The 10,014-nt window shown below is 69.0% G+C and carries 14 protein-coding genes, 1 pseudogene and 1 riboswitch; of the genes and pseudogenes, 4 read left to right on the forward strand and 11 right to left on the reverse strand.

Annotated elements, in window-relative coordinates; all coding sequences use genetic code 11:
• From BKH28_RS13625 to rpmB, 9 genes and pseudogenes are all read right to left on the reverse strand, one after another.
• Positions 1 to 447, reverse strand: a pseudogene (locus BKH28_RS13625) (zinc transporter); the annotation flags it as partial.
• Positions 444 to 1,073: a DUF6318 family protein gene (locus tag BKH28_RS06275; protein ID WP_075417998.1), complete on the reverse strand. Its 630-nt coding sequence runs from the start codon at positions 1,071 to 1,073 to the stop codon at positions 444 to 446. The pseudogene BKH28_RS13625 and the gene BKH28_RS06275, both read right to left, overlap by 4 nt.
• Positions 1,074 to 2,121: 1,048 nt before the next feature.
• Positions 2,122 to 2,340, reverse strand: a complete 219-nt coding sequence (locus tag BKH28_RS06280; protein WP_178388841.1) for a helix-turn-helix domain-containing protein — start codon at positions 2,338 to 2,340, stop codon at positions 2,122 to 2,124.
• Positions 2,341 to 2,464: 124 nt separating this feature from the next.
• Entirely contained in the window at positions 2,465 to 3,337 is an 873-nt protein-coding gene (gene purU, locus BKH28_RS06285; RefSeq protein ID WP_075418000.1) for a formyltetrahydrofolate deformylase, read from the reverse strand.
• Between the two features lie 91 nt (positions 3,338 to 3,428).
• Positions 3,429 to 3,551, reverse strand: a complete 123-nt coding sequence (gene ykgO, locus BKH28_RS06290; RefSeq protein ID WP_003782012.1) for a type B 50S ribosomal protein L36 — start codon at positions 3,549 to 3,551, stop codon at positions 3,429 to 3,431.
• Between the two features lie 75 nt (positions 3,552 to 3,626).
• Entirely contained in the window at positions 3,627 to 3,878 is a 252-nt protein-coding gene (locus BKH28_RS06295; protein WP_009403829.1) for a type B 50S ribosomal protein L31, read from the reverse strand.
• A 144-nt stretch (positions 3,879 to 4,022) separates the two neighbouring features.
• The gene (gene rpsN, locus BKH28_RS06300) at positions 4,023 to 4,328 is read right to left on the reverse strand and encodes a 30S ribosomal protein S14 (protein WP_075418001.1); all 306 of its coding nucleotides are present in this window, start codon (positions 4,326 to 4,328) and stop codon (positions 4,023 to 4,025) included.
• Entirely contained in the window at positions 4,328 to 4,501 is a 174-nt protein-coding gene (gene rpmG / locus BKH28_RS06305) for a 50S ribosomal protein L33 (protein ID WP_003789591.1), read from the reverse strand. The genes rpsN and rpmG overlap by 1 nt, the downstream gene beginning before the upstream one ends.
• A complete protein-coding gene (gene rpmB / locus BKH28_RS06310; RefSeq protein ID WP_003789593.1) occupies positions 4,498 to 4,737 on the reverse strand; it encodes a 50S ribosomal protein L28 in 240 nt (79 codons plus the stop codon). The genes rpmG and rpmB overlap by 4 nt, the downstream gene beginning before the upstream one ends.
• Positions 4,738 to 4,793: 56 nt before the next feature.
• On the opposite strand from rpmB, the gene BKH28_RS06315 reads away from it, so the two are divergent.
• The 3 genes from BKH28_RS06315 to BKH28_RS06325 all read left to right on the forward strand — a co-directional run bounded on the left by BKH28_RS06315 (position 4,794) and on the right by BKH28_RS06325 (position 8,438).
• On the forward strand, positions 4,794 to 5,990 hold the full coding sequence (locus BKH28_RS06315) for a GTP-binding protein (RefSeq protein ID WP_075418002.1): 1,197 nt from the start codon (positions 4,794 to 4,796) through the stop codon (positions 5,988 to 5,990).
• Between the two features lie 93 nt (positions 5,991 to 6,083).
• A riboswitch (ZMP/ZTP riboswitch) is annotated at positions 6,084 to 6,169 on the forward strand.
• Between the two features lie 65 nt (positions 6,170 to 6,234).
• On the forward strand, positions 6,235 to 7,545 hold the full coding sequence (gene glyA, locus BKH28_RS06320; RefSeq protein ID WP_075418003.1) for a serine hydroxymethyltransferase: 1,311 nt from the start codon (positions 6,235 to 6,237) through the stop codon (positions 7,543 to 7,545).
• Positions 7,542 to 8,438 (forward strand): bifunctional methylenetetrahydrofolate dehydrogenase/methenyltetrahydrofolate cyclohydrolase, encoded by an 897-nt coding sequence (locus tag BKH28_RS06325; protein ID WP_075418004.1) that lies wholly within the window; start codon positions 7,542 to 7,544, stop codon positions 8,436 to 8,438. Before glyA ends, BKH28_RS06325 begins: the two co-directional genes overlap by 4 nt.
• A 108-nt stretch (positions 8,439 to 8,546) precedes the next feature.
• Here the strand turns inward: BKH28_RS06325 and BKH28_RS06330 are convergent, their stop codons facing one another.
• Both BKH28_RS06330 and BKH28_RS06335 read right to left on the reverse strand, forming a co-directional pair.
• Complete coding sequence (locus BKH28_RS06330; protein ID WP_075418005.1) at positions 8,547 to 8,771, reverse strand: hypothetical protein; 225 nt, start codon at positions 8,769 to 8,771, stop codon at positions 8,547 to 8,549.
• A 12-nt stretch (positions 8,772 to 8,783) separates the two neighbouring features.
• Positions 8,784 to 9,089, reverse strand: coding sequence for an acylphosphatase (locus tag BKH28_RS06335; protein ID WP_075418006.1), 306 nt, complete (start codon positions 9,087 to 9,089; stop codon positions 8,784 to 8,786).
• A gap of 46 nt (positions 9,090 to 9,135) precedes the next feature.
• Here BKH28_RS06335 and BKH28_RS06340 point away from each other — a divergent pair, with 46 nt between their 5' ends.
• Positions 9,136 to 9,969, forward strand: a complete 834-nt coding sequence (locus BKH28_RS06340; protein WP_075418007.1) for an exodeoxyribonuclease III — start codon at positions 9,136 to 9,138, stop codon at positions 9,967 to 9,969.
• Positions 9,970 to 10,014: the final 45 nt, after the last annotated feature.

Below are 10,014 nucleotides of genomic sequence, written 5' to 3' on the forward strand. Positions count from 1 at the left end.
CTGACGGGTGATGCCCGAGCCTGAGGCGATGAGCGTGGCCGCCTCACGAGTCGTAATCGTGATGACTCTTGGTTCTGCGGGACCTTCCGAGTCGGCCGCAGGTTCTGGTTCGGGCTCTGGCCTGCACACCGCATGCATCTTCTTGTTCTCATCCTGATAGGTTCTGCAACCGCGATGCGGTGTTGCCAGTTTGGTGTTGCTGTCCGAGTACTGCACCTCCGTCTCAGACGATGCAGGTGACTCGGGTTGTTCGGCGGCTGGAGCTTGAGGTTGTGTCAAAGTTTCACGACGTTCCCCATGAGTGACGACATGGTTATCGCCAGACTCCGCTCCCCAGTTTACGGCCGTCCCGGAATCTTGGGAAGTGTCGGGATTGCTTGCGGCGACTGGTGATAACGCTGCTACGCAGGCTATTGCTAACATAGCGACACGATGATGGAGGATCATTTATTTATTACCTCAACCCCGCCGACCATCCAGCGAGTTCCGTTGTGTCGTATCGCGAAGTCCAGGACTTGGTTATGCTTGGATTCGGAGATTGTCGGAGTTTTCCCTCCTCCTGGGTGGGACACTATCTGTCCTTGATTGGCAGTGACGTCGAGTTCGTTGTAGTCGTATCCTTCGATTTTCTCGTAGTACGTGTAGTTCGTGATTTCTTGGTCCCACTTGTCGGTCCAGCCGCCGTTCTGGTGGAGCTTGGTGGCCCGATCGATAACGGATTGGCAGAACTGGCAGCGGTCGTCGCTCATGGCTGCGAGTTCGGTGGTGTTGCCGGTCATGTAGGCGTAGCGGTAGAGCTCGAGGAAGTACCAGGCCGTCAGTGTCGCCCCCTCGCGTGTCTGGTCATTCATCTGCTCAGGTTTCTCCGGGGCGGGTTCGGCCAGGGCGGCGTCACGCTTGGCCTTGAGCTCGGGGGTCAGAGCAGCGTCCCGGGAGGCGGTTGCCGAGGCGTTGGCCTCGGCAATGCCCTTCTCAGCCCGGGCGATAGCAGCAGACGCGCTGACACTCGCACTGGCGCCGGCCTCGGCCTTGGCATCCTTCAACGAGCAAGCCGCCACCCCCAGCGCCAGCACACACACCGCTACCAGCCCAGCAGCAGCCCTCTGGCGCCCGACACGAGAACCAGACCAATCCCTACGCCTCGGTGGCGCCGGCTCGCTCCGTCGTTCCGGCCCTCGCATCAGCGTTGCCCGCTCGCCTAACTCGCTGGGCCCGTCGGGGTCCATGCGGGAGCTGCGGCCTTGCCCTACAGCGCGTCGCTCTGAAGCTGATGGGCGGCTGCTTGGCCGTGCCACCCCTCCAGCCAGAGCCGCCGGTCCCACGTCGTGTCGGTGCGGGTAGGCGTGACGGCTTTGCATTATGGGGCGCTGCTCCGACGCCGCCACCTGGCAAGGGTTGGTTGCAGGCTGCTTCGCCCCCGCAGGTGCAGCAGATCGTAGGGACGCACTCATCACGGAAGCCTCCTCGCAACCGAAACAACTCCTCACACCGCCAGGCCGGGCGACACTGCCCATCCGAGCGGTGTGTTGACATTACCCGCTCACACGCCCTCACCACCAGACTTTGAGGCCACCCTGTGGAAAACCCAGAAACAGGACGCCTGACACCCTCTCGTACACCGGCACAAGTCCCGGCCATCACCTGGAGCCACTCCCCGCGCCAGCGAGCCAGCCGGGGCTGGTGGTGCTTGTACTTTGCCCCTCCTCGTCATGACAGGGCTGCTTGCGCGCGCCAGGGGAATCGGAATGAAGACCTCGGCCACCAACACCAGGAACGAAGACTTCCCGCATGCGCCAGAAGAGTCGGCAGCCCTCAGATCGTCACTCCGCTCACACCACTGTCCGGTCCTTGCCGGGGCCGACGTTTGGGCGATGGGGCAGGGTCAGCACTTACAGCCAGGGAGGGGAATTGTGGCTATGTGAGTTGCGCTCACACTCCGCCACCTGACCTCGCACGACTCCACTAACGGTCACCTCAGCAAAACGACACTCCACAGGGCCCGCCACTCAGCCTGAAGTGCGCTCAGCTCAGGCCGCCAAGTGCCGAACTGGCACTGCCCCGGAAAGCCGAGGAAGTCCTCAACCTGGCCAAGCAGATCGTCAGCCCCCACCAGTATCGGCTTCAAAAGGAGCGCATTCGGTGCGCCTTCTTGGGTTTCTCCAGCAGGTCGGTCACAGGGAAGTTCAAGTACCAGGCAACACGCTCGAGCTCATCAATGCGCCAAGGGACCCGGCCCGTATACCTCAACGACACCGCCGAGCGCGACATACCCAGAATCTGCGCCAGATCCGCCTGCGTGACCCCGACCCGCGCCGCCTCGAGACGGACGTTGCCCGCCACGACGCATGCCAGCGTCTCCTCCCACATCGCCCGGCTGGGAGACCGAGGAGGCGGATCATAGAGAGGCGGCCTCTCCGGCCCCTTCCCTCCCTGCTTGAAGTCCTCGCCGCCGCCCCGCCCCCGCTCAGGCGAAGACGACGGTGCGGTGCCCGTTGAGCAGCACCCGGTGCTCGGTGTGCCAGCGCACCGCCTGTGCCAGCACCCGGCGCTCGACGTCCTGCCCCTTGGCCTGCAGCACGGACACCGAGTCCTCATGACCGGCCCGCGTCACGTCCTGCTCGATGATCGGCCCCTCATCGAGGTCCGCCGTCACGTAATGCGCCGTCGCCCCAATGAGCTTGACCCCGCGCTCGTGCGCCTGGGCGTAAGGACGCGCCCCCTTGAAGGACGGCAGGAACGAGTGGTGGATGTTGATGACGCCCCCGTGCAGCCGCTCGCACAGGGCGGGGGAGAGGATCTGCATGTAGCGGGCCAGCACCACCAGCTCGACGTTGAGGGAGTCCACCAGCCCCAGCAGTTCGGCTTCGGCGGCCTCCTTGGTCTCCTTGGTGACCGGGATGTGGTGGAAGGGAACCCCGTAGAACTCGGCGACGTCCCGCAGCGTCTCGTGGTTGCCCACCACGCCGACGACGTCGACCGGCAGCCCCTGGCTGCGCGCCCTGAAGAGCAGGTCAGTCAGGCAGTGCCCCTCCTTGGAGACCATGATGAGGGTGCGCATGGCGCGCCCCACCTCATCGAGGCTCCACTCCATCTCGTACTCGCCGGCCAGTTCGGCCAGGTCCTTCTCCAGTTCCACGCGCGGCACGGTGGTGAGCACCTGGACCCGCATGAAGAACAGGCCGGTGGAGGAGTCCCCGAACTGCTTGGACTCGGTGATGTTCCCGCCGCGGCGTGCCAGCGTGCCAGTGACCGCGTGGACGATTCCCGGGCGGTCGGGGCAGGACAGGGACAGGACCAGGTGGGCGGCGGAGTCGGGTTGCGCCGTGGAGAGAGCCATGGTCTCAGCCTAACCGGGACCGGCCCTGGCCGTAGAAACGGCTCAGGTGCCGGTCCCGGAGGGGCCGTACTCCTTGGCTTCCCGTAACGCCTCAACCCTGACGGGCCTTGAGGCGGGGGTTCTTCTTGTTGATGACGTAGGTGTGACCTCGGCGTCGGACCACCTTGGACCCTGGCTGCTTGGCCAGGGATCGGATCGAGGCGCGAACCTTCATGTCGGCTCCTTTCCTTCTTCGTATCCAGCGATGGTGGTGAGGGATCGAGGGAGGCGATGCCTCCCCACCGCTCGCCTACCGCTTGCGCTTGCCGTAGCGGCGCTCGAACTTCTCCACTCGGCCGGCCGTGTCCAGGATCTTGCCCTGGCCGGTCCAGAACGGGTGCGAGGCGCTGGAGACCTCGACGTCGTAGACCGGGTAGGTGTTGCCGTCCTCCCACTCGATGGTCTCCGACGACGTCAGGGTCGAACGGGTCAGGAAGGCGAAGTCGGCGGACTTGTCACGAAAGACGATGGGCTGGTAGCTGGGGTGGATCCCAGGACGCATGTGAGCTCCTTGGACGGGGGTAAATGTAAGAACTGACGTGGTGACGGGTGTCGGTGGCGGCGCTGCGAGAGGGCGGCTGCGGCTGCGTTACGCCGCATGCCCCCGGCGGGTGCGGGCCCACAGACCCACCCCGCCCGCACCCGCCTACCAGGAGGACTTGACGATGCCCGGCAGCTCGCCGCGCAGCGCCATCTCGCGGAAGCGCACTCGGGAGGTCCCGGTGACGCGCAGGTGTCCGCGCGGGCGACCGTCCACCGCGTCGCGCCGACGCAGACGAGTGGGGGAGGCGTCTCGCGGCAGCGCGTGCAGAGCCGCCATCGCCTCATCGCGCTTCTCCTGGCTCAGGTGAGGGTTGATCGAGGCCCGCTTGAGCTCGGCGCGGCGCTCGGCGTAACGCTCCACCATCTGCTGGCGCCGCAGCTCGGCGGCGATCTTGGACTTCTTGGCCATCAGCGCGACTCCTTGTACTCCACGTGCCGGCGCACCACCGGATCGAACTTGCGCAGCACCAGCCGGTCGGGGGTGTTGCGGCGGTTCTTGCGGGTCACGTAGGTGTGACCCGTGCCCGCGGTCGAGACCATCTTGATGATCGGCCGCAGGTCCTTGCCCTTGGCTCCGCTCATGACAGCTTCTCCCCTCGGGCGAGCATCTGAGCCACGACGACATCAATGCCCAGTTTGTCGATCGTGCGGATGCCCTTGGCGGACACCGTCAGGCGCACGGTGCGACCCAAGGACGGCACCCAGTAGCGCTTGCGCTGCAGGTTGGGATCCCAGCGCCGGGGCGTGCGCTTGTGGGAGTGAGAGACGGACCGGCCGAAGACAGGCCGGGCCCCCGTGACTTGGCAGTAGGTGGTCATGACGAGCATGATATAAGAATGATTCTCAGTTTCGTCAACTCTGCTGGAGGACACCCGTGACCAACCCCTCGGACGACCTCGTTGACAACTGCGCCGACATCCCCGGCTTCCCGGCCGACGGCCGACACGCCCTGGCCGTTATCGGCGCCGTCGACCCCGCTCTGCTGGACCTGGTCGACCTCACCCTGGCCGGCCAGGACGCTGTGGTCATCCGCGCCGGGCTCCACTTCGGCGCCGATGACCAGGCCGAGAGCAGCGACGCCGACGGCGACCTGGTTCGACTCGTCAGCCATAGCTCGGCCGAGGGCTTCGACGACGAACCGGTCAGGCTCGACGTCCCCATGCCCTCCACCTGCCCCACCTGCTCCCTGCGGGAGGTCCTGGCCGCCGTCGCCCAGGACCGCGCCGCCCAGGAACCGGGCGGCACCACCGTCATCCTCCTGCCGGCGGCCATCGAGCTCGCCCACCTCCTGCCCGGACTGGCCGAGGAGCTCACCGGCACCGGCGTGAGACTGGCCGGAGCCGCCCACGTCCTGGACGCCACGACCGCCCTGGACGAGCTCCTCGAGCACCGCCTGCTGACCGCCTTCCCCGGCGACTCCCGCTGCACGGGCGCCGTCCACCTGACCAACCTCGGCTACGCCGACCTCGTCCTGGCCCTGGGACGTGACGAGGACCCCGCCGGGGCCGACCTCATTGAGCACCTGCGCCCCTACGACGCCCTCCTGCTCCCGGGGCTCGACGCACCCATCCTGGAGACCCTCACCGCCCTCACCCACGACGCCGCCGCCTCCCTGAGCCGCATCCACCCCGCCACCACCAGCGCCTGGGGCGGCCCCGACGAGCACGGCGTGTGGACCCTCGACCTCAGCGCCACCATGCCCTTCCACCCCGGACGCCTGCGCTCCCTCGTCGTCGAGCTCGCCGGACAGGGCCTGTGCGCTCGCGGCTGCTTCTGGCTGCCCAGCCGTCCTGGTCGGGTCTGCACCTGGGAGGTCGCCGGAGGTGCCGTGAGCGTCGGCGACGCCGGCACCTGGGCGGAGGTCCCGACCGCCCCCTCCGGTGCTGGCGGCGACGCGGCCGACGAGCCCCGCTGCCACCTCGTGGTCACCGGCGTCGGCGATGAGGAGATGCGCGAGCAGGTGCGTCGCGCCTTCGCCCGGATCCTCCTACGACCCGAGGAGATGGCCCAGGCCCTGGCCTGGATCGGCGCCGACGACGGCCTGGGCGACTGGTTCGGGCAGGAGGGCTGAGCGTCCACCCCTGTGGCGCGAGCCTCGCTCCCGGGCGGTACAGGGTAACGCGGTGCGCTGGGGGCGGCGCGGCTCCGCCCCGGCACGGTAGGGTGGTCCTGTCGCGACTGGCGCCGGGTGGATCACCACCGGGGAGCGGCACGAACACGACTCCGGGGTCGCCCGCCTGGGCCACGGATCGCCCACCAGTGCGCGCACGGCCGCACGCTTCGCCGCGGCCTGCGCCTCACACCTGAGGAGAGACATGACCGCGCAAGCCGTCACCCCGTCCCTGAACCAGCCCCTGGCCGAGCTCGATCCAGACATCGCCGAGGTCCTCACCGGCGAGCTCACCCGCCAGCGCGAGACCCTGGAGATGATCGCCTCGGAGAACTTCGTTCCCCGGGCCGTCCTGGAGTGCCAGGGATCGGTCCTGACCAACAAGTACGCGGAAGGCTACCCGGGGCGCCGCTACTACGGCGGCTGCGAGGTCGTCGACGTCGCCGAGTCCCTGGCCATCGAGCGCGCCAAGGCCGTCTTCGACGCTGAGTGGGCCAACGTCCAGCCCCACTCCGGGGCCCAGGCCAATGCCGCCGTCCTCCACGCCCTGGCCACCCCCGGCGACACCCTCCTGGGCCTGTCCCTGGCCCACGGCGGCCACCTCACTCACGGCATGAAGATCAACTTCTCCGGCAAGAACTACAACGCCACCGCCTACGGCGTGGACGAGACCACCATGCGCATCGAGATGGACCAGGTGCGCGAGGCCGCCCTGCGCGAGCGCCCCACGGTCATCATCGCCGGCTGGTCCGCCTACCCCCGCCACCTCGACTTCGCAGCCTTCCGCGCGATCGCCGACGAGGTCGGTGCGGCCCTGTGGGTGGACATGGCCCACTTCGCCGGGCTCGTCGCCGCCGGCCTGCACCCCAACCCCGTCCCGCACGCCGACGTCGTGTCCACCACCGTCCACAAGACCCTGGGCGGCCCCCGCTCCGGCATGCTCCTGTCCAGCCGCGCCGAGCAGTGGGGCAAGAAGCTCAACTCCGCCGTCTTCCCCGGCCAGCAGGGCGGCCCCCTCATGCACGTCATCGCCGCCAAGGCCGTGGCGATGAAGATCGCCGGCACCGAGGAGTTCCGCGAGCGCCAGGAGCGCACTGTGCGCGGCGCCGCCATCATCGCCGAGCGCCTGGGGGCCGATGACGTCAAGGCCGCCGGCGTCAGCCTGGTCACCGGTGGCACCGACGTCCACCTGGTGCTGGTGGACCTGCGCGACTCCTCCCTGGACGGCCAGCAGGCCGAGGACCTCCTCCACACGGCCGGCATCACGGTCAACCGCAACGCCGTCCCCTTCGACCCGCGCCCCCCGCGCGTCACCTCCGGCCTGCGCATCGGCACCCCCGCCCTGGCCACCCGCGGCTTCGGCGACGCCGAGTTCTCCGAGGTCGCCGACATCATCGCCGCCACCCTCATCCACGGCGCCGCCGGTACCGCCGACGACGAGACCCTGGCCGCCCTGCGCGCCCGCGTGCGCGCCCTGACCGACGCCTTCCCCCTCTACCCGGGGCTGGCCCAGTGAGGGCGCCCTGGAACGGGGCCGCCCGGGTCCTGGACGGCAAGGCCACGGCCTCCGCCCTCAAGGCCGAGCTCAAGGAGCGCGTCGCGGCGCTGCGCGAGCGCGGCGTCACCCCCGGCCTGGGCACGGTCCTGGTGGGGGAGGACCCCGGCAGCGTCAAGTACGTCGCCGGGAAGCACACCGACTGCGCCGAGGTCGGCATCCTCTCCATCCGTGAGGACCTGCCGGCCACCGCCACCCAGGCCGAGGTGGAGGCCGCCGTCGACCGCCTCAACGCCGATGACGCCTGTACCGGCTACATCGTCCAGCTCCCGCTGCCGGCGGGCGTGGACACCAACGCGGTCCTGGAGCGCGTCGACCCGGCCAAGGACGCCGACGGCCTGCACCCCACCAACCTGGGGCGCCTGGTGCTGCGGGCCTCTGGACCCATCGACTCGCCGCTGCCCTGCACGCCGCGCGGCTGTATCGAGCTCATGGAGCGCCACGGCATCGACCTGGCCGGCCGCAACGTGTGCGTCGTCGGCCGCGGTGTCACGGTGGGCCGCTCCATCGGCCTGCTCCTGGGACGCAAGGACGTCAACGCCACCGTGGACATCTGCCACACCGGCACCACGGATCTGGCTGAGCACGTGCGCCGGGCCGACGTCGTCATCTCGGCGGCCGGCAGCCCCGGCATCATCACCCCGGAGATGGTCGCTCCCGGCGCCATCGTCCTGGACGTGGGCGTCTCGCGCGTCGTCGACCCCGCCACCGGCAAGGGCCGCATCGCCGGTGACGTCGCCGACGGCGTCGACGAGGTGGCCTCCTGGCTCTCGCCCAACCCCGGTGGCGTGGGGCCCATGACCCGCGCCCTCCTGCTGGCCAACGTTGTCGAGACCGCGGAGCGCTCGCTCTGAAGCGGCGCCGCTGGTCCGGCGCGTGACCGCCTCACCTGACCGGACCGGCCCTCGGGCGTCCTGGGATGCCTGAGGGCCGGTCTGCGTCGTCGGGTCCTGATCCGCCCCTCAGTCCAGGTCCTGCCTGGAGGCGCGACGTGCCGCCAGCTCCTTGGCCAGCATCGCGCAGCCCAGGACGCACAGTGGCATGGAGGCCAGCCACAGAAGGGTGCTGACGCGGGACAGGAACGAGGCCTGAGCCAGGACGGGGAGGGCGGCGGCGATGACGATGACGGCCATCCATACGCCGAGTCGTCGTGCGCTGCGCGGCTTGCGGACGTCGTCGGGATCCATGGCCCGATCCTCTCACCCGGTGATCTCGAACCTGCGCTCATCCAGACAGCCGGCGCGCAGGTCGGTGACGGTGAGCCGGCGCACCGAGGCCCACCGGGGGCCGTGCCTCAGCCACGCGATCAGCCGGCCCACGGCCTCCGGCTCGCCCTGGGCCATGACCTCGACGTCCCCGTCGGGCAGGTTGCGGACCTGCCCCACCACACCCAGCTCCTGGGCGGTGTAGGCGCAGTGGTAGCGGAAACCCACACCCTGGACCGTGCCCTGGACCAGGACGTGAACGGTTCTCACGCTGCTGGCACTCATACCGGCGTCGCTCATGGCTCTATCGTCTCAGGCTCAGGGCCGACCGCGTAGGCTTGCCGCCATGCGTATCGCCACCGTCAACGTCAACGGCATCCGGGCCGCCGCCCGCAAGGGCATGGGGGAGTGGCTCACCGCCTCTGCCCCCGACATCCTCCTGCTCCAGGAGGTTCGTGCCGACGAGCAGATCGCCGTCGACCTGCTGCCCGGCTACGAGTCCGCCATCTGGCCCTGTCGCATCAAGGGCCGTGCGGGTGTGGGTGTCGCCGTGCGCGATGGCGGCCCCGCCACCCTCGGCGAGCTGCGCTACGGCGTGGCCGCTCCCGGAACCGAGGAGCCCGACGTCGACTCCGGTCGCTGGCTCGAGGCCGACCTGAGTCTCACCGGCTTCGACGGCGTCGAGCAGCTCACCGTCATCTCCGCCTACCTGCACTCCGGCCAGCTGGGCACCGAGAAGATGGACCAGAAGTACGCCCACCTCGAGCTCGTCGACGCCCGCATGGCCGACCTCCTGGCCGCCGCCCGTGATGGCGGCCCCCAGGTCGTCATGGCCGGGGACCTCAACGTGGTGCGCTCCGAGCGCGACATCAAGAACTGGAAGCCCAACCACAACAAGATCGCCGGCGTCATGGACGAGGAGATCGTCCACCTGGAGGGATGGTTCGCCTCCGGCTGGGTGGACGCCTCGCGCCACCTCGTGGGGGACGAGGAGCAGGGGCCCTACACGTGGTGGTCCCAGCGCGGCAAGGCCTTCGACAACAACGCCGGTTGGCGGATCGACTACCAGGTCCTCACCCCAGCCCTGGCCGAGCGGGCCCGCAGCGTCGCCGTGGATCGGGCGCCCGACTACGCCTCACGCTGGTCCGACCACGCCCCGCTCGTCGTCGAGTACCTCTAAAGCCACGGCTGACCCTTCCGGAGAACGGATGTCGGGGTCGGGCAC

The sequence above is a fragment of the Actinomyces oris genome, from assembly GCF_001937665.1.
GTDB classification, from domain to species: Bacteria; Actinomycetota; Actinomycetes; order Actinomycetales; family Actinomycetaceae; genus Actinomyces; species Actinomyces stomatis.

Bases quoted from the DNA above. Each gene is read 5' to 3' on its own strand.
- purU (WP_075418000.1), bottom strand. From the start codon at position 3,337: ATGGCTCTCTCCACGGCGCAACCCGACTCCGCCGCCCACCTGGTCCTG.
- ykgO (WP_003782012.1), bottom strand. From the start codon at position 3,551: ATGAAGGTTCGCGCCTCGATCCGATCCCTGGCCAAGCAGCCAGGGTCC.
- BKH28_RS06295 (WP_009403829.1), bottom strand. From the start codon at position 3,878: ATGCGTCCTGGGATCCACCCCAGCTACCAGCCCATCGTCTTTCGTGAC.
- rpsN (WP_075418001.1), bottom strand. From the start codon at position 4,328: ATGGCCAAGAAGTCCAAGATCGCCGCCGAGCTGCGGCGCCAGCAGATG.
- rpmG (WP_003789591.1), bottom strand. From the start codon at position 4,501: ATGAGCGGAGCCAAGGGCAAGGACCTGCGGCCGATCATCAAGATGGTC.
- rpmB (WP_003789593.1), bottom strand. From the start codon at position 4,737: ATGACCACCTACTGCCAAGTCACGGGGGCCCGGCCTGTCTTCGGCCGG.
- glyA (WP_075418003.1), top strand. From the start codon at position 6,235: ATGACCGCGCAAGCCGTCACCCCGTCCCTGAACCAGCCCCTGGCCGAG.
- BKH28_RS06330 (WP_075418005.1), bottom strand. From the start codon at position 8,771: ATGGATCCCGACGACGTCCGCAAGCCGCGCAGCGCACGACGACTCGGC.
- BKH28_RS06335 (WP_075418006.1), bottom strand. From the start codon at position 9,089: ATGAGCGACGCCGGTATGAGTGCCAGCAGCGTGAGAACCGTTCACGTC.
- BKH28_RS06340 (WP_075418007.1), top strand. From the start codon at position 9,136: ATGCGTATCGCCACCGTCAACGTCAACGGCATCCGGGCCGCCGCCCGC.